The following is a 20,196-nucleotide window of genomic DNA, read 5'->3' as shown; positions in this document are numbered from 1 at the left end:
CGATGCCTGTGACGTCGTTGACGAGGTTCCTTCTCTAGAACCCCATAACTGAACCCTTCTTCTCTCTCTTCTCTCTGAGCCGGCGGCCTTCTCTCCGCCGGCTTTCTCTTTTCCTGCGCGCCGCGGCCCGCACTCAGCCGAGCGAGTCGGCGATCATCGCGTACTGCGACTCGACGAGGCGCCAGTAGGCGCCGCGCTTGGCCATCAGCTCGCTGTGCGTGCCCTGCTCCACGATCTGCCCGTGGTCCACGTAGCAGATCATGTCGGCGTCCTCGATCGTGCTCAGCCGGTGCGCGATGATGAAGCTCGTGCGCCCCACGAGCAGGTGCGCGAGCCCCGCCTGCAGCGCCTCCTCGGTCTGCGTGTCGATGTTGCTCGTCGCCTCGTCGAGGATCAGGATGCGCGGGTCGGCGAGCAGCACGCGCGCGAACGCGATGAGCTGGCGCTGGCCCATCGACAGCGTCGAACCGCGCTCCTCGACCACGGTGTCGTAGCCGTTGGACAGCTGCATGATGAACTCGTGCGCGTGCACGGCCTTCGCCGCGCGCTCGATCTGCTCATCGGTCGCGTCGAGCTTGCCGTAGCGGATGTTGTCGCGGATCGTGCCGGAGAAGATGAACGTGTCTTGCAGCATCACGCCCATCTGCCGGCGCAGCGACTCGAGCGTCACACCGCGCACATCGTGCCCGTCGATCGTGACCGACCCCTCCGCCACATCGTAGAAACGCGACAGCAGGTTGATGATCGTCGTCTTGCCTGCGCCGGTCGGGCCCACGAGCGCGACCGTCTGCCCCGGGCGCACATGCAGGTCCACGAGGTTGAGGATGTTGCGGCCGTCGGGCTCATACCGGAACACGACATCGTTGAAATCGACCTGCCCGCGCACCGGCGGCAGTTCCACCGCATCAGGCGCGTCGGTGATCTCGGGCCGCACGTCGAGCGTCTCGAAGATGCGCTCCAGATACGCCGAACACGTGATGAGCTGGTTGTAGAAATTGCCGATGTTGATGACCGGGTTCCAGAAGTTGTTGGCGTAGCCGATGAACGCGATCAGCGTGCCCGTTGTGGCGGCCACACCGCCGATGTTCATGATGCCCACGTAATACAGCAGCGCCATCGTGCTCACCGAGATGATCTCCATGCTCGGCCACAGCAGGAACTGCAGGTGCACCGCGCGCATCCACGCGCTGCGCACCTGCCCCTGCTGCTCCTGGAACGTGGCGAGCTGCTCATGCTCGCGCGCGAAGGTCTGCGTCGTCTTCACGCCGGCGATCGACTCATGGATGTAGGCGTTGAGGTTGCTCTGCTTGTTGCTCAGCCGCTGGTACGCCTTGCGCTGGAAATGCTGCAGCACGCGCACCACCACGATGAGCAGCGGGAACAGCGCGAGGCTCCACAGGGCGAGCCGCCAGTCGATCGCGAACATGATGACGAGCGTGATCACGAACGTGAACACGTCGGAGATCACGTTGATCAGCCCCGAGCTGAGCGTATCGGACAGCGTGTTGACGTAGTTGACGACGCGGATCAGGATCTTGCCGTGCGGGCGCGAATCGAAATAGCTGAACGGCAGTGTCTGGATGTGCGTGAACAGGTCGCGCCGCATGTCCTTGAGCACAAGCTGGCCGACGCGCGTGATCTCGTACGTGCGGTAGCGCAGCGCCACTTCGTACAGCATGATCAGCACGAGCATGATGAGCGCGATCCAGCCGAGCAGCGCGTAGTCCTTGTGCGGCAGCACGTCGTCGATCATGATCTTCGTCAGGTACGGCACGCTCACGGCGATGCAGCTCATCGAGACCACGACCGCCACAATCGCGGCGATGCGCTTACGGTACGGTTTGAGATACACGGCCACACGGCGCAGGTCACGCAGGTTGATCTGCTCCTCGAGTTCCTCGTCTTCGCGGTAGGTATTGCGTTGTGCCATGGTGCACCTCCCTCAGTTCGTCGTGTCCGTTGCGCCGCCGGCCGTCTCGCCGGCCTGTGTGTAGCCCTGCGACTGGCCCGATTGCAGGCCGAGCTGTTTGCGGTAGATCTGCCAGTAGCGACCGTGCGCGGCGATCAGCTCCTCGTGCGTGCCGCGCTCCACGATGCGCCCGTGCTCGAGCATGAGGATCAGGTCGCAGTCCTTGACCGACGAGATGCGGTGCGCGATCGTCACAATCGTCTTCGTGCCTTCCAGCTCGGCCAGATGCTGCTGGATCTTCGCCTCGGTCTCCATGTCCACCGCGCTCGTCGTGTCGTCCATGATCAGGATCGACGGGTCGTCGGCGATCGCGCGCGCCAGGCTCAAACGCTGCTTCTGGCCGCCCGAAAGCCCGACGCCGCGCTCGCCGACCACGGTGTCGTAGCCTTCGGGCATGCGCTCGATGAAGTCGTCGGCGCCGGCGATGAACGCGATGCGGCGGATGTATTCGGGGTCGGGCGTCTGCCGGCCGCCGAGGCCGAAGCCGATGTTGCCGCCGATCGTGTCGGAGAACAGGAACGTGTCCTGCGCCACGACGCTCACCTCTTCGCGCAGCGTCTTGAGCGGCCATGCGCGCGCGTCGACGCCGTCGATCAGCACGCGCCCGCTTGTGGGGTCGTAGAAGCGCGCGATCATGTTGACGAGCGTCGATTTGCCGGCGCCGGTCTCGCCGAGGATGCCGAGGCGCGCGCCGGCGGGCACGGCGAAGTCGATGTCGTCAAGCACCGGCGTGCCCGGGTCGTCGGGGAACGCGAAGCTCACATGGTCGAAGTGGATCGCCCCGCGCACATGCCGCGGTTCGGCGGCGCGCCCGGGCGCCTCTTCGCGGATGCGCGGCTGTGACGTGAGCAGGCGGCGGATCTTGACGCACGACGCGTTGAAACGCTGCCAGTCGTTGACGAGCCAGCCGGATTGTCGCACCGGCGAATCGATCATCCACAGGTACGAGCTGAAGGCCACGAGCCCGCCGAGCGTCATGTTGCCCTGCAACACGAGCAGGCCGCCCAAGCCGATCGTGATGAGCTGCAGCGAGAAGCCGAGGCCGTCGAGCCATGGCATGAAGCGGCGCGTGTTTTCGGCCATCGCCATGTTGCGGTCCATGTAGTCGGCGTTGCGTTCGTCGAATTTGCCCGTCTCATGCTCCTCGCGCACAAACGCCTTGACCACGCGGTTGCCTTCGATGTTCTCTTCGACCATCGAGTTCATGGCGGCGAGCGAATTGCGGATGCCGAGGAACAGCGGCTTGGCGCGCTGCGACAGCGCGCGCGTGAGCAGGAACAGCGGTGGCGTCACGCACGCGAGCGCGAGCGCGAGGCGCCAGTCGATCGAGCTCATCATCGCGAGCGCGCCGACGAACATGACCACGCAGTTGAGCGCCTGGTACGTGACCCAGCTGAGCAGGTGGCGGATCGCGTCGGTGTCCGACGTCATGCGGCTCATGATGTCGCCGGTGCGCGTGTGGTTGAAGTAGTTGAAGTCGAGCTCGTGCAGTTTCTCGTATTCGTCGCTCACCAAGCGGAACACGGTGTTCTGCCCGAAGCGTTCCATCCACATGGCGTTGCCGTAGTACGCGGCGTCGCGCACCACGGTCACGACGATCATGAGGATGCACAGGCCGGTCAGTTGGCTGATGCGCCCGGCCTCGATCACCTGGTCGACGATGCGCGCGGAGATCAGCGGTGTGATGAGCGCCATCGCCGCGCTCACCGCGTACAGCACAATCGCGCCTATCGCACGCGGCAGGTCGGGTTTGCAATACGCCATGAGCCAGCGCAGGTTGCCGGCGTTGCGGTTGCGGTTCGGATTGACGTACATCGTTGGCGTCCTTAGTGGTTGCTGTTTGTCTGTCCAGGTGGATCGTCCGGCGGCGGCCCGCGGCTGTGCGGGGACGCCGGCGCGCGTCGGGTATGAACCGCTTAAGTATATCGCATCATTCGCGTCACCGGATGGAGTTTCGACGAATCCGCTTGCGGGGAACATTCGTTGTGTGCGGTCGTGCATAATGGAACTGAACCAGAGTGAAGAACAGAGTACGGGGTCGAGCCATGGGCGGTTGCGCGCATCGCGGCGCGCGCGGCATGGCGGCACCCGGTGCATGAGGTGGTGGAAGGAACGGGCGAATGATGCAGTGCAACACAACATTCGAGGTTCTGTGCGCCGGGGCAGACAGGATCGGTGCAGGGGAAAACGGCAGGATCGTATGGGGCAATGGCGTCGTCACGCTCGTCTTCGACGTGCGCGATGACGCGCCGGTGCGGCTCGTCGGCATGTCCGGGCGCGGCATGCGCGCCGTGGACGCCAACATCGCCGGCGAACCGGACGCGCAGCCGATCGTGGAACTGCGCTCGTCGATCGACAGCGGTGGGGACAACCGCCTCCAACTGGCCAAATCGGCCGCGGGCAGGAAACTGCGGTTCGTGGAGGCGTACCGGCATACGCCGGCCGACCCCACGGCGCCCGACGCGTTGTACCGCCTGTCGATCGTGCAGCGCGACCCGCAGGGCGGCCCCACGGTCGTCTCGGTGTTCGAGGCGTACCCGCAGTTGAGCGCCGTGCGTACGTACACGCAGCTGTGCTGCGACAAGCCATACCCGGTCGAGGCGGTCTCGTCGATGAACGCGACGATGCCGCTTGCCGTGGCGCGGCTCGATGACAGTCAGACGATGATCTACTGGGGCGAGAACTCGTGGGACCTCGAGAACGCGTGGCATTGCCAGCCGCTGCGCTCCACCTCGCTGCGCGACCGCGACCAGAAGGTCAACCCGGGCGCGTCGTCGGCGCGGTTCGCGTTCCGTTCGTCGTCCACATGGTCGACCGGCGAGTTCTCGCCGACCGGCATCGTCGAAGGCTTCAGCGAGGCCCCCGAATCGCGCCCGTTCGCGTTCATCTGGCAGATCGAGCACAATGGCGCATGGGAATGGGAGATCGGCGAGGACGACCCCGGCGTGCGCATCAGCGCGTACGGCCCGGAATACGCCGACCACCAGTGGTTCACCATGCTCGGCGAAGGCAACGAGTTCACATCGGTGCCGGTCTCGTTCGCGGTGTGCGCGGACGACTGGCAGCAGGCCGTGGCCGAGATGACGCTGCAGCGCCGCGAAACACGCATGCGGCACGCGCGCGAACTCGGCCGCGCCGCCGAGTTCGACAGCATGGAGCTGCGCGTCGTCTACAACGACTACATGAACACGCTGTGGGGCGACCCGCACATCGAGCAGGAACTGCCGCTCGTCGAAGGCGCCTACAAGGTGGGCGCCGATGTCTTCTGCATCGACGCCGGCTGGTATGACGACGCCGACGGCGGCTGGTGGGACATGGTCGGCGATTGGGAGCCGTCCGTCGACCGCTTCGGCACCGTGCGCCTCGCCGGGCTGATCCACGATATCCAATCGCACGGCATGGTCGCCGGCCTGTGGCTCGAACCCGAGGTCATGGGCGTGCGCTGCCAGCTCGCGCAGGATATGCCCGACAGCGCGTTCTTCTGCCGGCACGGCGCGCGCGTGGCCGACCAGGGGCGTTATCATCTGGACTTCCGCTCGCCGATCGCGCGCGCACACGCGACGCGCACGGTGGAGCGGCTGATCAGCGAATACGGCGTGGGGTATTTCAAGTTCGACTACAACACGACGCCCGGCGTGGGCACCGACGTCGACACCGATTCGGTGGGCGCCGGCCTGCTTGAGCATTGCCGCGCGGTGCAGGACTGGGTCGACGGCATCCGCCGCGCGCACCCCGACGTGATGATCGAGAACTGCTCGTCGGGCGCCATGCGCGCCGACTACGCGATGCTCAGCCGGCTCGACATGCAATCCACATCCGACCAGGCCGACCCCTCGATCTACGCGGCGATCGCCGCCGGCGCCGGCATGACGATCCTGCCCGAACAGCAGGGCAACTGGGGCTACGCGCAAGAGGAGATGGACGACGAGACGGCCGTGTTCACGCTGACCGCCGGCGTTCTGGGGCGCCTTTACCTTTCCGGGTTCATCAACCGCATGGGCGACCAGCGGCTCGGTCTGGTGCGCGACGCCGTGGCGCTCCACCGCCGTGTGCTCAACGAGCAAGGTCATCTCATGCCATGGTGGCCCGACGACCTGCCGGATTTCAACGGCCCGTGGCTCGCGTACGGCCTGCGGCACAACCGCGCGATCGCCGAAGCGGTCTATCCGGATGTGGCGAAGCTCATGGACGGCAACGAGCACGTGGAGTACCTGGCCGTGTGGCGCCGCAGCGGCATCGACACGATGTACCTGCAGCTCGGGCATGGCGCGCATGTGCGGCAGGTGTTCCCCGACCCCGACCATCCGGAGCATGCGCCGGGCGCGCATCCATGGACGATCGAGCATGTCGACCCTGACACCGTGCGCCTCACGGTGGCCGACCGCGAACGGCCGAGCGCGCGCATCTTCGAAGTGAGCTACCGCGCGCAGTGAGCCGCGCGTAGACTGGGGCCCATGAGCAAAAAGCACCGCGATCGCAATTGGGCCCCCGCGCCGCCCGCACTGGGCGCCGACGCGCACGTCATCGACAATCACACGCACGTGGCCTCCGTTGTGCCGTTCTCGCGCGCCATGAGCTACGAGGCGCAGGCCAAGGGCCAGCCCGAAGTGCCCGTGTACAGCGTGAGCGAACTGTTGGCGCAGGCGCAGGCGGTGGGCGTCGAAGGCGTGATCGACTGCGGCTGCGAACTGCCGAACCTCATGACCGCGGTGGACATGGCGCGCGAACACCCGGGCGTGGTGCACGCGGCGATCGCGATCCACCCCAACGAATCCGTGTTGCACGGCCACCGCGGCGTGCCCGGGCCCGACGGCCTGCCGCTGCGCTACAAGCCGTGGCACGATGTGAGCTTCGACGACGCGATTGCCGAAGTGGACCGCATCGCGCGCGCCTACCCGCGGCAGGTCGTGGCGATCGGCGAGACGGGCATGGACCTGTTCCGCACCGGCGAAGGGGCCAAGGAACTGCAGCGCGAGGCGTTCCGCGCGCATATCGCGCTCGCCAAGGAGCTCGACCTGCCGCTGCAGATCCACGACCGCGACGCGCACCGCGAGGTCATCGAGACATTGCTCGCCGACGGCGCCCCGCGGCGCACCGTGTTCCACAGCTATTCGGGTGACGCCGAGATGGGGCGGATCGCGTGCGAGCACGGCTGGTACCTCTCGCTTTCGGGCACGTCGAGCTACAAAGGCAACGACGGCATCCGTGAATCCGCGCGCATCGTGGGCCTCGACCATGTGATGGTGGAGACCGATGCGCCGTATCTGACGCCGATGCCGTACCGTGGGCGCACGAACGCGCCGTATATGATTCCATACACTTTGGATGCGCTTGCCCAATATCTGGCATTGCCGATCGACGAGGTGGCGCGCACGACCCGCGCGACGACGCGCGAGGTGTACGGGGTCTGAACACGGCCTGTTGACTGGAGAATCCGCCAGTGCGTGTTGCGCGCGCCATCGCGATCGCACGCACTGAACGGGCGTGAAGGGCAAGGCCTCGACCATTGCGCGGCGAGTGCGCTGTACGAAAAGTGCGGCCATGCCGGAACCCATGAGGCATTACCGTTCCCTAATGCGTATTTTGAGGGCGGGGTTAGTCCCGCTGTTGAAAGGACATCGTGATGGCTCAACGGCCTGATGACGAAGACCCGTTGCTTACGCAGACGGGCCAATACACGCGTGCGCCCAAGGTCTCGCACGAGGTGCTCACCAAAGAGGAGCGCGAGGAGCTGCTCAAGGAGCGCGCCGTCAAGCAGCAGGCGGCGCAACGGCTCAACCAGCCGTGCGCGGGCGGCCCGGTGGGCCGGTGGTGGCGCAAGCTGCAGTCGGGGCCCGACAAGGTCACGCTCGCCATGTCGATCGTGGCGCTCGGTGTGGTGTATGGCGACATCGGCACGTCGCCGCTCTACACGATGCAGACCTTCCTCGCCGGCCAGGGCGGCGTGGCGCACGCCGACGAAACGGCCGTGATCGGTATGCTCTCGCTCGTGTTCTGGACGATGACGCTGATCACCACAATCGAATACGTGCTCATCTGCATGCGCGTGGACAACAAGGGCGAAGGCGGCATCTTCGCGCTGTATTCGCTGCTGCGCCGCTACGGCGGCTGGCTCATCGTGCCGGCGATGATCGGCGGCGCCGCGTTCCTGGCCGATTCGGTGCTGACGCCGGCCATGTCGATCAGCTCGGCCGTCGAAGGCCTGCAGACGCTGCCCGCGTTGCAAAGCGTGTTCTCCGCCAACCCGAACCTCACGCTCGTCATCACCCTCGTGATCATCGTGGCCGTGTTCGCCGTGCAGTCGCGTGGCACCGAGCGCATCGGCAAGGTGTTCGGCACCACCGTGCTCGTGTGGTTCGTGTTCATCGCCGTCACCGGCGGCATCAGCATGGCGCACAACCTCGAGGTGCTGCGCGCGCTGAACCCCGTCTACGGCGTGGAGTTCCTCGTCAGCGGAGACAACCGCGCGGGGCTTGCGTTGATGGGCACCGTGTTCCTGTCGATCACCGGCGCCGAGGCGCTGTATTCCGACATGGGCCATGTGGGCCGCGGCAACATCTACGCCACGTGGCCGCTGATCAACCTCGCCCTCGTGCTGTCGTACTTCGGGCAAGGCGCATGGATCATCCGCACGCTCGACAATCCGGCCTTCGTGCGCGAAGGGGGAGCGCCGAACCCGTTCTTCGCCATGATGACGCCCGAACTGCGCTATGTAGCAGTGGTGCTTTCGGTCGTGGCTGGCGTCATCGCCTCGCAGGCCCTGATCTCCGGCGCGTTCACGATCGTCTCCGAGGCCACGCGCCTCAACTGGATGCCTCATCTGCAGGTGCGCTACCCGGCGCGCACGCGCGGGCAGCTATACATTCCCACCGTCAACTGCGTGCTATGCGCGGCCACGGTGGCGGTGCTGCTCATCTTCCGCGATTCCGAGCACATCGCGGCCGCCTACGGCCTGGCGCTCACGGTGACGATGATCATGACGTCGATCCTCGTGACCGTGTACCTGTGGCACAAGCGCATGCATGTGGCGGCCGTGGTGTTCGCCGTGGTGTTCCCCACGATCATGCTCTTGTTCTTCGTGGCCTCGATGGCGAAGTTCATGCATGGAGGTTGGTTCACTGCGCTGCTCACAATCGCAATCCTGACAGTGATGGTCACGTGGAACGAAGGTACAAAGCTCGAACGCGCGCAGCGGCGCCACATGCAGCTCGACGACTGTCTGCCGGTGCTGCAGCGGCTGCATGACGACGCGACGATCCCGTACTATTCCGACAACATCGTGTACCTGACGTCCGATCAGGACATGAAGCGCATGGACACCGACGTGTTCTTCTCGATCTTCGCCAACCACCCCAAGCGCGCACACGCCTGGTGGATCGTGTCGGTCGAGACGACCGACGACCCGTTCACGCGCGAATACACGGTGGAGGACTACGGCACGGACTACCTGTTCCGTGTGCGCATCCGCCTTGGATTCAAGGTCTCGCAGTCGATCCCCGCCTACCTGCACCAGATCATGCACGACCTGCTGCGCACTGGCGACCTGCCGCAACAGACGACGCGCTACCCGAAGGTGGATGCCGACCCCGAGATCGGCCCGATCAAGTACGTGCTCATCCACAAGGCCCTCATGCCCGAATCCAAGGTCTCGGCCAAGGGGGCGTGGGCGTTGCGCATCAAGTATGCGATCCGGCATGTGGCCGGCTCGCCGGTCAAATGGTTCGGTCTGGCGCCCTACAACCCGGTCACCGAAGTGCAGCCGCTCTTCTTGTCCACCGTGCGCCCGCCGCGCCTCAAGCGCGTGGGCTGACCGGCCGTTTCGGCGCCATGGCGCGGGTCTTGCAGGGGTTAGAAGCAAAACCGATAGCGAAATCCTGAGAATCGGTGGCGGGCGCCGCGCGGAATCGTTACAGTAAACGATTATGTGCAGATTACTGGGATACGCCACCGCGAATGTCAATGTGAGCCTCGACGAGGTGCTTGGCATGCGCGAGTGCGCCGCGTTCCGTGATCTGAGCGAGATCCACAACGACGGCTGGGGAGCCGTGCTGATCAACGAGCCAGGGCACGCGGCGCACGTCAACGACGGCGGCGCGCCCTCGCCCGAGACCGGGTCGGCGCTCTACCGCAACACGATCGCCGCGCAATACGACCCGATCTTCAACGAGCTCGCGCATGCACCGGCGCGCGGCGCCATCTGGCACCTGCGTCTCGCGAGCTCGAACCTGCCGCTGATCCTGGAGAACCAGCAGCCGTTCTTCGCCAGCGGCCTCGGCTTCGCGCACAACGGCGACATCTCGGACGCGCAGGGCCGCAACATCACCACGAACCGCGCGTACCCGATCGACCAGAACCTGGTGCAGTCCACCGGCGGCCGGTCCGATTCGGCCATGTACTTCGCGATCGTGCTGCAATACCTGGGCTTCGGCTTCGCGCTCGAAGAGGCGCTCGCACAGGCGGTGCGCGAACTGCGCGCCACCTACCCCGACGCGAGCTACAACTGCATGATCCAAAGCCAGGACCAGTTCATCGCCCTGCGCGCGGAAAGCGGGCGCCCCACCGCGCAGGGCGTCGTCGACATCTACGCGCGCCATGGCCGCGCCGACGAGGCGCGCGACTACAGCGTGCTGCACTACCGCGAACTCGGCGCCAAGCCAGACGAGCCAAAGGGTGTTGTGGTGGCGAGCACCGGATTCGACCAGCCCGCCGAAGAGGGGTGGCGCGAACTGGAGAACAACCACATGATCGTGGCGTCGAACCGCACCGGCGCGTTCCGCGTACGCGGCATCTGAACGCCGTTCGCACTCGGTGGAGCCGCATGCGCCCGCGCGCGACTACGATGGGCAGCATGACAGGAATCATCCCCACCGTCGACCAGATCGAGGCGCTGCACCGCAAGCTCGCGCCGTCCGACGCCGCCTACGACCTCATCCACACCCACTGCGTGATCATCGCGCAGATCACCCGCCAGCTCATCCACCGCCGCAACGCGCTGTTCATGCGCCGCTGCACCCTGCCGGCGGACGCACCCGAACGCACCGGCGAGCCGGCGCCCGGCGCGTTCGCCGTGCCGGCGACCGACGGCGTGACGGGCGGCACCGTGCCGCCGCGCTACCTCGACGCCGGGCAGGCCGTGCTCGGCGCGCTGCTGCACGACATCGGCACATACCGCGTGCTGAAGAACGACGGTTCGAACGGCGAGCCGCTCACGTTCGACGGCCCGCACTACGTGCAGCACGGACTCATCGGCTACGACCTGCTGCTCAACGAAGGCTACGACGAGTCGATCGCGCAGTACGCGCGCAACCACACCGGCGTGGGGTTGACGCGCGAGGCCGTCGTGCGCCAAGGCCTGCCGCTGCCTCCGGACGATTACGTGCCGATGAACCTCGAGCAGGAAGTGGTCATGGTGGCCGACAAATACCACAGCAAGTCGGTGCCGCCCAAGTTCCTGACCGCCGACGCCTACGCGCGCAAGGCCGCGCGGTTCGGCGAAGACAACAAGGAGCAGTGGCTCGACCTGGTGCGCACCTATGGCGAGCCGGACGTGCCGGCGCTCGCCGAGGAATACCACATGCGTCTCGTGGACTGAGCCGGCCGCGGCCAGCCCGGTGCGGGGTCAGTGCGTCAGGTCGATCGTCTCGTCCATCGCGCCGGCCACGTGCGGGTCGGTTGTGACGACGATGACGGTGCGCTGCTTGGATTCACCGTGCACCTGCGCGCGCAGCAGGTCAAGGATCGTGGCGGCGTCGGCCTCGTCGAGTGTGGCCGTCGGCTCGTCGGCGAGCACGATGTCGGGGTCGGTGGCGATCGCGCGCGCGACCATGACCCGCGCGCGGTCCACGGCGCCGAGCGTGCGCACAAGCGCGCGTGAACGCTCGGTCTGCGTCGCGTTGTCGTCGCCGCTTGGCGCGAAGCCGACGTGCGTCAGCAGCTCCTGTGCGAGCACGGCGATCGGCTTGAGGTAGTTGCGGTTCGACGCGTCCATCGCGTATTCGAGATTCGCTGCGGCGCTCAGGTCGCCGCGCAGCGCGAACTGCTGCAGCAGCACGCCGATGCGGTGCCCGCGCAGTTCGAGCGGCGTCAGGTCGTGCAGCGGTGTCGATTTGGTCATCACACTGCCTTCGGCGGGGTGCGCGAAGCCGGCCATCAACGCCACAAGCGTGTCGTGCTGGCGGGTGTCGTGCGCATCGACGAGCACGCCGTACGAAGTGCCGGCCTCGCACCGCATCGTGAGGTCGTTCCAGATGTGCTCGCCGGTCTTCGTGCCAGTCACCGTCACGCCTCGCATCGAGAACATCGGGTAGGCGCGGAACACCGAATCGTCCACGTCGTCCGTGCCTGCGCCGTCCGCGCTGGGCTCCGCAGTGGCCTCGGGCTCGGCGTCTGTGCTGTCTGCGGTGTCTGTGTCATCTGCACCGGCGTCTGCGCTGTCAGTGTCGTCGTATTCGATCGTGTAGCCCATACCCGGCTCGGTCGACTCGTCGGTCATCAGCTCATCGAGCTCCTCGACGGCGTCGGTGCGCTCCTGCGGCTTCTGGTTGCTCATCACTGCTCCTTCGTGGTCGGGTCGGCGGAATCGAGGTATGGCGAATGCGTCAGCTGCGCGGTGCGGAACAGCGCCACGCGCACGCCCGCGATGATCGCGAGCAGCAGGCACGCCAGCAGCGCGATCCACGTGACGTTCCACAGCACGCCGCCGTGCATCGCGATCGTGTGGCCTTGCGCGAGCTGCGTGGCGAGCGGATTCGCCGTCCAGCCGCCGATCAGCAGGCCGAGCGCCACACCCAGCACGGTCTGCAGCAGGATCTCCACCATGAACTGCCATGCCATGCGCGACTTCGTGACGCCGACGGCCAGACCGTAACCGATTTCTTCGCGGCGCGGGCATGCCTCGAGCAAGGTCAGCAGCAGCGCGAGCGCCCCACCGATGCCCCACAGGCAGATGAGCATGACCTTCGTGGTGTTCGCCAGCTTGTCGAGCGGTTCGAGCGAGCGGTTGTAGGCGTCGATCGTGGGGGAGCTCACGGCGAAGCCCTCCGGCAGGTCGGGCTTCAGCGCGCTCTTGAACTGCTCATACGCCTGCGGGTTGGCCAGCGTGAACACGATGTTGATGTCGGGCACGGCCCAGCCGGTGCCTTCCGTGGTGTCGAGCCCGCTTGCCGCGAAGTCGTAGTAGCTCGTGTAGATCACGTTGTTGCGGTTGTCCTTGGCGAATTGCGCGTCATCGCCCTGCACGCCCTGCGGCGTGCTTGTATAGGTGTAGATGCCGCCGACGGTGAACGTGTAGGTGGCCTTGGCGTCCGCCGGGTTGCCGATGGTGATTGTGCTGCCCACCTTGAGGTTGTTCTTCTTCGCGAGTTCCTGCGAGATCAGCACGTCGCGCGCCGTCACGTCCTGGTAGTCGAGCTTGTTGCCTTCCACGACCTTGAACGTGCCGTATTCGTTGGCGTCCACGGCGGCCTCGTTGTAGAACGAGGTGAGCGTGAAGTCGCCGCCGGTCTCGTTCTGGCTGGCGCCGGACGTGGCGCTTGCGGTGATCGCCTTGAAGGAATCGGTCGAGCGCACCGGCACCGACGCCACCACCGAGTATTCGAACTGCACCTGCTTGGCCTGGGCGGCCGCGCCGAGCACGTTGTACTCGTCCCACGTGATGTAGCGCTTCGTCCAGTCGGCGTCATCGCCGTTGCGGTCGCTGAGCGCCGTGTCCGTCATGCGCACCACGGCCTGCGGTTTGAGCGCCTCGTACCCTTCGCCGTGCGCGGCGTGGTATTCGTGCATCACCGCGGCGCCGAAGACCGACCACATGGTCACGAGCAGGCTCACAATCACCATGAGCGCCGTGCGCCACGGGTGGCGGCGCAGTTCGACCCATGCGTTCTTGGCAACAAACATCCGGTGTCTCTCCTGTGTCCGTTCAGTGTGGAAATTGTTCCGTCTGTTGTCTGGTTCTACTCAGACCGGCTGAAAAAAGCCTGCACGCGCGCCTCTATCCACAGTCGGCATGGCGGTTGTGGATGGCCGGAGTGTCGTCCACTTATCCACATTCTTCACTCTGGCCGTGGTGCGGGCGCGCGGCGCATGGGAATGTGGCATCCATGCGCGACGGCCGCCGCTTGAGGTGCCGGCGCGCGCAGACACGCAACAGGACACAGACAAAGGAGCACACCATGCGCACACCATTCACGATGGATTCGGCCGGGTTCCTCGCACTGCTCGACGCGCTCGAGCGCAGGTTCAACGACGTCACGGCCGCCTCATCGCTCTCGTTCGCCGGCATCGACGGCGACCTGCACCCCGTGGTCCAGCCAGTCCGCGCGGACCGTGGCGAATCCGCGGACACGGCAGACGGAGCGGATCGCACAGACAACGCAGGCGCGGCGGACAGCGCGCAGCCTGAGCCCGCGGCCGGCACTACGCCGTGCCCCGGCGCGCGTTGCGACAGCGAGCTGCGCAGCCCCGCCTCCACACCGCTCTCATGCGATTTCCACGGGCGCACCGGCGCGTTCCACGACGAGGTGTTCGACCCGCAGCTCGTCGAACTCGCGTCCAGCGCGTTCGGCTCCACATGCTGGGCCTCGCTCATGTGCGTCGCGTCGTTGGGCCTCGACGCCGCGCTCGTGGAATGCGCGCGGCAGTTCCTCACGCACACGTCGATCATCGTGCGGCAGAAAGGGCTCGCCGTCTGGCTCTACGACTTGATCAACGACGCCACGATGGCCATGCTGCTCGGCCAGACAAGCCCACGCATGCCCGTGACGATCCGCCCGATGAGCCAAGTGCAGATCTCGCGCTGGCTGCACGGCAGCGGTGTGAAACGCTTCGGCTCACAGCAGCAGCGCGCCGCGGACCGCGCGGAATACGGCAACCAAGCGCACCGGCTCGCCGCCTACTGCATGCTGCGCTGGGGCGCTCCAGCCGCGTCGAGCGCGCAGATCGCCACGATGCTGCTCACCAACCCGGGGATAGGCATGTGCATGCTGCGCGAAGACCCGAACGTGCGCGCACAGGGCGCCTGCACCGATACGCGCTACCGCCGCGTGGCCGACTACCTGCGCTCGCTGCATGCGCAGGCCGACCTCGACTACGCCCGCGCGCTGAAGATCGGCGACGTGCCGTGGCTTTCGCCGGACGGGCACGCGACCGTCACGATCGCCGCGGACAGGCGGTACCTCTACGACGCGAACCGGCTCGTGCACGCCTACCGTGCCCTGTGGGACCGCGCCACCGCCGACCCCGCGCAACTGCTGATGGCGGTCGAGGAGACGCGCACACTGCCCGGGGAGCCGCTGTGGGAGAACCCGGTGTATCTGCGCGACCTCGCCGACTCGCTGATGGGCTCGGTGCTCGCCGAAGACCTGACCGTGGGGTTCCAGCAGCGCGACCGCGAACGCTTCGACCGCGGGGTGCGCACGCTCGAGCACATGGGCGATCAGGTGCGCGCGATGAACGTGCTGATGCTGCCGATCATGGCGATCGACGAATGCGAACCCGACTGGAACGCCGTCGCCGCGCGCGGGTACAAGGCGCGCACGACGCAATGGCGCGCGTTCTGCGACCGCTGCGACGACCTGGCCACCGTGGTGCTGGCCCAACTGCAGGGGCAGGGCGAGGGGCTCCATGTGCGCGCCGCGGCGAGCCTGCTCAAGCAGTCGCTGCCCGAGTACTGCGAGCTCGCGCTGCCGCTGTTCGAACAGGAGATCGAGCGGCTTGCGGCGCGCGAGCAGGGTGGTGCGGATGCAAGCGCCGGCGTGCGCGGGCATGAGCGGGAAGGCGGTGCGGTGCATGTTGATATGGCTGCCTGACGACTGTTATGTGCCCGCGCCCGACTGGTGCGCGTGCGCGCCCGCGCCGGTCGCGCTGTGCGACGAGTGACGTGACCGCCGGCCGGTGTGCGCCTTTGGGCGAACACCGGCCGGCGGCCACGGAAATTCTACGACGGTGATTATGCTGAACGTGAGTACCAGTATCTGTTGAATCGTCGAGATGTTTGGGGTTGGTGTATGCCATCGATACAATTTGCGAACGTTCTGTTGGAGACGAATCCGCGTTCCGTCAGCTTTCCGAGCCTGTACTGCGAGTCCGACCAGCCGGTGGTGTTCGACGCGCAACTCGGCGATTGGGTGATGTACGGGCAGGGCGTGTATGACTTCACCACGTATTTCAACGCCCTGTCGGTGAGCAAGCTGCGCACCTACACGAGCATGCGCTCCGCGATGCTCCATCTCGAACTCAAAGGCGCCGCATGCACGGTGCAGCAGACGATGGGCGATGCGCTCGCGCACGAATCGCTGCTCGTGGAGGGCACCGAGGTGGCTGTGCCCGCGGCCGATGAATGGCAGGTCGTCGACATCCCGCTCGTCATCACCGACGCGATGGTGCTTGTGGGCTTCAAGATCGTGACCGAAGGCCAGGTGGCGATCCGCAACAGCCACTATGTGCTCGATGTGGCGGACGACTTCAACGAGGTGGAGCTGGCCGTGGCCACCACCACGTTCAAGAAGGAAAGCTTCATCATCGACAACATCGACTTGGTGCGGTCGCACATCATCGAGTCCGGTGACGACATCGCCAAGCACTTCCACATGTATGTGATCGACAATGGGCGCACGCTCGACGCCACAGCGCTCAGCGGCGACCGCGTCGAGGTGATCCCGAACGAGAACGTCGGCGGCGCCGGCGGCTTCACGCGCGGCATGATCGCCGCGATGCGCCAGAAGCCGAAGGCCACCAATGTGCTGTTGATGGACGACGACGTGGCCGTCTCGCCCGAAAGCATCAAGCGCACCTACAACCTGCTGCGCATCCTCAAGCCGCAGTACCGCGAGGCGATGATCAGCGGCGCCATGCTCAACTACGAGGTGGGCGAGGACCAGTGGGAAGACACCGGCTTCATGACGAAGGACGGCATCTTCGCACCGTGCAAGCCGCCGCTGCGCCTGACCCAGTTCGAAGACATCATCTTCAACGAGATCCACCAGATGACCAAGGAGATCACGCCCGACAACCATTACGCGGCGTGGTGGTACTGCTGCATCCCGATCTCCGTGATCGAACACAACGGCCTGCCACTGCCGTTGTTCGTCCGTTGCGACGACGCCGAATACGGCATCCGCTGCAAGACCGACTTCATCACGATGAACGGCCTGTGCGTATGGCACATGTCGTTCCACAAGCGGTACAACCCGGCGGTGGAACGCTACCAGACCACGCGCAACACGATGATCGCACAGGCCGCGGCCGGCATGGCGCCCCACGCCGACTTCATGCACGAACTGCACCGCAACATGCAGCTCGAACTCAAGAAGTTCGGCTACGACAACGCCGAGTTGTGCCTCGACGCCTTCGAGGACTTCCTCAAGGGGCCCAAGTTCATCGGCACCAAGGGCCAGGCCGAAAAGAGCTTCATGGCGGCGAACCGCAACAAGGAGACCCTGCACGATCTCGACGAACTGCAGCGTCTGGCCGCCGAGGACCCGGACCTCGCCGGATTCGACGTCTATACGATCACACGCCAGCTGATCGATGCCGACAAGCCGCGTTCGCGCAGCGAGCGCATCCAGGACTTCGTGACCGACAACGGTCAGCGCATCCTCAAGAACGAAGGCGAAGGCTACGCGGTCATCCCGCTGCTGGGCTGGGTCTATCCAGCCGGCGTGATCCGCGGCAAGAAGAAGCTCATCGTCATCGACTGGTACAACCGCAAGGGCGCGATCCGCACCAAGGACCCGGACCGCTACGCGCGCATCATGAAGCGCTACCAGCGTGACCTGAAGTACTATAAGGCGAACATCAACCGCCTGCGTGAGGAATATGCCCAGGCCTTCCCGAAGCTCACGTCGCTGCAGTTCTGGGAGCACTACCTGGACCTCGACTGACCGCGGCCTTGCGCGCATAGGACCGTGGGAAGACTGGAAGTAAAGGACAAGACGAGTGCACGATTTGACTCAACGACTGCGTGACCGGTATGGGTACGCGATGACCGTGTTGCGGGGTCTGGTGAAAACGGACTTCAAGATGCGCTACCAGGGTTCGTTCCTGGGCGTGGCATGGTCGGTGCTCAAGCCATTGATGCTGTTCTGCGTCATGTATGTGGTGTTCGCGAAGTTCATGCGCATGACCGACGGCACGCCCACCTACCCGGTCGTGCTGCTGCTCGGCATCAGCTCGTGGCAGTTCGTCACCGAAACGGTCGGCATCGGCCTGCGGTCGATCGTCGACCGCGGCGACCTGCTGCGCAAAGTGCATTTCCCCAACTACATCGTGGTGGTCTCGGCCTCGGTCGGCTCACTGATCTCGTTGGGCATCAACTACCTCGTGGTGCTCGTCTTCGCGCTGTTCGCGCGCGTCCAGTTCACATGGCGCGTGCTGTGGCTGCCGCTCAACGTGCTTGAACTGTATGTGATCGCGCTTGCGCTCGCGCTGATCCTGGCCACGTTCTACGTGTACTACCGCGATGTGCTGCATATCTGGGAAGTGCTGCAGCAGATCATCTTCTACGCCATGCCGATCATCTACCCGTTGAGCTTCATCACAGAAAAGCACCCGGAATACAGCGCGGTGGCGAACCTTGAGTTGCTCAACCCGATCGCGCAGACGATCCAGGACATCCGGCACAACTTCATCGCGCCGGCGACGCAACCCACGATCTGGAACACCTTCCATTCGCCGTGGGCCAAGGCGTTCCCGTTCGTGGTGACACTCGTGCTGCTGTGGTTCGGTGTGTATATCTTCCGCCGCAACAGCCGCAAGTTCGCGGAGGTGATGTGATGACCGGGCTCAACCAAGACGGCACCGTGGAGGCAGTGGGCATCGCCAACTACCAGGAGCAGCCCGTGGTGCTCGACGTGGACCACGTGAGCAAGTCGTTCAAACTGCCCACCGAACAGGCGACCGGCCTCAAGCAGGCCTTCATCAACTGGACGAAGGGCATCAAGGGCTACGAACTGCAGCAGGTGCTCAAAGACGTCACGTTCCAGGTGCACCAAGGCGAGTTCTTCGGCATCGTGGGCCGCAACGGCGGTGGCAAGTCGACCCTGCTCAAGCTCATCGCGCAGATCTACTACCCGAACCAGGGTTCGGTCACGGTGCATGGCAAACTCGTGCCGTTCATCGAGCTGGGAGTGGGGTTCAACCCCGAGCTGACCGGCCGCGAGAACGTCTATCTCAACGGCGCGCTGCTCGGGTTCTCGCGCGACGAAGTGGATGCGATGTACGACGACATCGTCGAATTCGCCGAGCTTCAAGACTTCATGGACCAGAAGCTCAAGAACTATTCGAGCGGCATGCAGGTGCGCCTCGCGTTCTCGGTGGCGATCAAGGCGCAGGGCGACATCCTCGTGCTCGACGAGGTGCTCGCCGTGGGCGACGAGGCGTTCCAGCGCAAATGCGATGACTACTTCACCGAGATCCGCAAGGACCCCACCAAGACCGTGATCCTGGTGACGCACGACATGAGCGCGATCAAGCGCTACTGCACGCGCGCCATGTTCATCCAGGACGGCGAGGTGGCGGTGATAGGCGACCGCGAGACCGTGGCCGAACGCTATACGCTCGCCAACCTCGAAGCGCAGAAGCAGGAGGAATCCGAAAAGCGCAAGGCGCTCGAGCGCAACCCTGACGAATACCCGAACGGCCTCAACGCGCGCTGCCCGCTCCTGCGCACCTATGGCGTCTCGCCGCTGATGCTCACGAGCGCGGAGACCTTCCGTTTCGCCGTCGAATACCAGTACGACGAGCCCGGTGACTTCTACCTCGCGATCGCCCTGCACGACATCCGCCGTGGCGGCATCACGTTCGACACCGGTGCGCGCAAGATCAAGATGACGAAGCACGGGCACCAGACCGTCTACTTCGAGCTGCCGCTCGCACTATTTAATAATGGCGAGTTCCGTCTGATCACCTCGCTGCGCACCCCGACTCCGGGCGACGACAAGATGACCGACGCAGTGGCCGTGGCGCTCGACGACAACGCCTGCACGTTCGTGATCCGCGACCCGCGCAACACGAACTACGCGCTCATCAACAACCGTTCGCTTTCAATCACGCAGGTGAGCGAGCAGGAGGCGCAGGCCGCGGCCGAAGCGCAGCGTGCCGAGCTCGACGCCCGTACCGCCGACGGTTCGCCGCGTGCGGAACACAGCGCCGAGGCGGCGCGCTGAACGTTGCGCCGGCCGCGCACAAGCCGTTTGCACGACCCGCCCGCGGTGAGGTACATTAAGACGACT

Annotated in this window: 13 protein-coding genes; 9 read left to right on the top strand and 4 right to left on the bottom strand. The window is 65.4% G+C overall.

Annotated features, from left to right (window positions below):
* Nucleotides 1-133: 133 nt before the first annotated feature.
* Together PG2093B_RS08180 and PG2093B_RS08175 are read right to left on the bottom strand one after the other, a co-directional pair.
* On the bottom strand, nucleotides 134-1,930 hold the full coding sequence (locus PG2093B_RS08180; RefSeq protein WP_129898071.1) for an ABC transporter ATP-binding protein: 1,797 nt from the start codon (nucleotides 1,928-1,930) through the stop codon (nucleotides 134-136).
* 12 nt (nucleotides 1,931-1,942) lie between these two features.
* Entirely contained in the window at nucleotides 1,943-3,784 is a 1,842-nt protein-coding gene (locus PG2093B_RS08175; protein ID WP_129898070.1) for an ABC transporter ATP-binding protein, read from the bottom strand.
* A 308-nt stretch (nucleotides 3,785-4,092) separates the two neighbouring features.
* On the opposite strand from PG2093B_RS08175, the gene PG2093B_RS08170 reads away from it, so the two are divergent.
* From PG2093B_RS08170 to PG2093B_RS08150, 5 genes are all read left to right on the top strand, one after another.
* Nucleotides 4,093-6,402, top strand: coding sequence for a glycoside hydrolase family 36 protein (locus PG2093B_RS08170; RefSeq protein WP_431520225.1), 2,310 nt, complete (start codon nucleotides 4,093-4,095; stop codon nucleotides 6,400-6,402).
* 21 nt (nucleotides 6,403-6,423) lie between these two features.
* The gene (locus PG2093B_RS08165) at nucleotides 6,424-7,380 is read left to right on the top strand and encodes a TatD family hydrolase (protein WP_129898068.1); all 957 of its coding nucleotides are present in this window, start codon (nucleotides 6,424-6,426) and stop codon (nucleotides 7,378-7,380) included.
* A 212-nt stretch (nucleotides 7,381-7,592) separates the two neighbouring features.
* Nucleotides 7,593-9,779, top strand: a complete 2,187-nt coding sequence (locus PG2093B_RS08160) for a KUP/HAK/KT family potassium transporter (RefSeq protein WP_129898067.1) — start codon at nucleotides 7,593-7,595, stop codon at nucleotides 9,777-9,779.
* A gap of 112 nt (nucleotides 9,780-9,891) precedes the next feature.
* Nucleotides 9,892-10,761, top strand: a complete 870-nt coding sequence (locus tag PG2093B_RS08155) for a class II glutamine amidotransferase (RefSeq protein ID WP_129898066.1) — start codon at nucleotides 9,892-9,894, stop codon at nucleotides 10,759-10,761.
* A gap of 56 nt (nucleotides 10,762-10,817) precedes the next feature.
* Nucleotides 10,818-11,561: an HD domain-containing protein gene (locus PG2093B_RS08150; protein WP_101429979.1), complete on the top strand. Its 744-nt coding sequence runs from the start codon at nucleotides 10,818-10,820 to the stop codon at nucleotides 11,559-11,561.
* A 27-nt stretch (nucleotides 11,562-11,588) separates the two neighbouring features.
* Here the strand turns inward: PG2093B_RS08150 and PG2093B_RS08145 are convergent, their stop codons facing one another.
* On the bottom strand, nucleotides 11,589-12,518 hold the full coding sequence (locus PG2093B_RS08145; RefSeq protein ID WP_129898065.1) for an ATP-binding cassette domain-containing protein: 930 nt from the start codon (nucleotides 12,516-12,518) through the stop codon (nucleotides 11,589-11,591).
* On the bottom strand, nucleotides 12,518-13,864 hold the full coding sequence (locus tag PG2093B_RS08140) for an ABC transporter permease (RefSeq protein WP_129898064.1): 1,347 nt from the start codon (nucleotides 13,862-13,864) through the stop codon (nucleotides 12,518-12,520). Before PG2093B_RS08140 ends, PG2093B_RS08145 begins: the two co-directional genes overlap by 1 nt.
* A gap of 275 nt (nucleotides 13,865-14,139) precedes the next feature.
* Between PG2093B_RS08140 and PG2093B_RS08135 the strand changes: the two genes are divergently transcribed.
* The 4 genes from PG2093B_RS08135 to PG2093B_RS08120 all read left to right on the top strand — a co-directional run bounded on the left by PG2093B_RS08135 (nucleotide 14,140) and on the right by PG2093B_RS08120 (nucleotide 20,130).
* Nucleotides 14,140-15,774 (top strand): hypothetical protein, encoded by a 1,635-nt coding sequence (locus PG2093B_RS08135; RefSeq protein WP_129898063.1) that lies wholly within the window; start codon nucleotides 14,140-14,142, stop codon nucleotides 15,772-15,774.
* A gap of 198 nt (nucleotides 15,775-15,972) precedes the next feature.
* Nucleotides 15,973-17,847 (top strand): glycosyltransferase, encoded by a 1,875-nt coding sequence (locus tag PG2093B_RS08130; protein ID WP_129898062.1) that lies wholly within the window; start codon nucleotides 15,973-15,975, stop codon nucleotides 17,845-17,847.
* A gap of 55 nt (nucleotides 17,848-17,902) precedes the next feature.
* A complete protein-coding gene (locus PG2093B_RS08125; protein WP_277985278.1) occupies nucleotides 17,903-18,739 on the top strand; it encodes an ABC transporter permease in 837 nt (278 codons plus the stop codon).
* Entirely contained in the window at nucleotides 18,739-20,130 is a 1,392-nt protein-coding gene (locus PG2093B_RS08120) for an ABC transporter ATP-binding protein (RefSeq protein ID WP_129898061.1), read from the top strand. Before PG2093B_RS08125 ends, PG2093B_RS08120 begins: the two co-directional genes overlap by 1 nt.
* The last annotated feature ends 66 nt before the right edge of the window (nucleotides 20,131-20,196 follow it).

The sequence above is a fragment of the Bifidobacterium pseudolongum subsp. globosum genome (assembly GCF_004155535.1).
In the GTDB taxonomy this organism is placed as follows: Bacteria; Actinomycetota; Actinomycetes; order Actinomycetales; family Bifidobacteriaceae; genus Bifidobacterium; species Bifidobacterium pseudolongum_C.
This window is presented reverse-complemented; position numbering and strand designations above follow the sequence as displayed.

Coding starts and splice junctions, on each gene's coding strand:
- PG2093B_RS08180 (WP_129898071.1), bottom strand. CDS start 1,930: ATGGCACAACGCAATACCTACCGCGAAGACGAGGAACTCGAGGAGCAG.
- PG2093B_RS08175 (WP_129898070.1), bottom strand. CDS start 3,784: ATGTACGTCAATCCGAACCGCAACCGCAACGCCGGCAACCTGCGCTGG.
- PG2093B_RS08170 (WP_431520225.1), top strand. CDS start 4,093: ATGCAGTGCAACACAACATTCGAGGTTCTGTGCGCCGGGGCAGACAGG.
- PG2093B_RS08165 (WP_129898068.1), top strand. CDS start 6,424: ATGAGCAAAAAGCACCGCGATCGCAATTGGGCCCCCGCGCCGCCCGCA.
- PG2093B_RS08160 (WP_129898067.1), top strand. CDS start 7,593: ATGGCTCAACGGCCTGATGACGAAGACCCGTTGCTTACGCAGACGGGC.
- PG2093B_RS08155 (WP_129898066.1), top strand. CDS start 9,892: ATGTGCAGATTACTGGGATACGCCACCGCGAATGTCAATGTGAGCCTC.
- PG2093B_RS08150 (WP_101429979.1), top strand. CDS start 10,818: ATGACAGGAATCATCCCCACCGTCGACCAGATCGAGGCGCTGCACCGC.
- PG2093B_RS08145 (WP_129898065.1), bottom strand. CDS start 12,518: ATGAGCAACCAGAAGCCGCAGGAGCGCACCGACGCCGTCGAGGAGCTC.
- PG2093B_RS08140 (WP_129898064.1), bottom strand. CDS start 13,864: ATGTTTGTTGCCAAGAACGCATGGGTCGAACTGCGCCGCCACCCGTGG.
- PG2093B_RS08135 (WP_129898063.1), top strand. CDS start 14,140: ATGCGCACACCATTCACGATGGATTCGGCCGGGTTCCTCGCACTGCTC.
- PG2093B_RS08130 (WP_129898062.1), top strand. CDS start 15,973: ATGCCATCGATACAATTTGCGAACGTTCTGTTGGAGACGAATCCGCGT.
- PG2093B_RS08120 (WP_129898061.1), top strand. CDS start 18,739: ATGACCGGGCTCAACCAAGACGGCACCGTGGAGGCAGTGGGCATCGCC.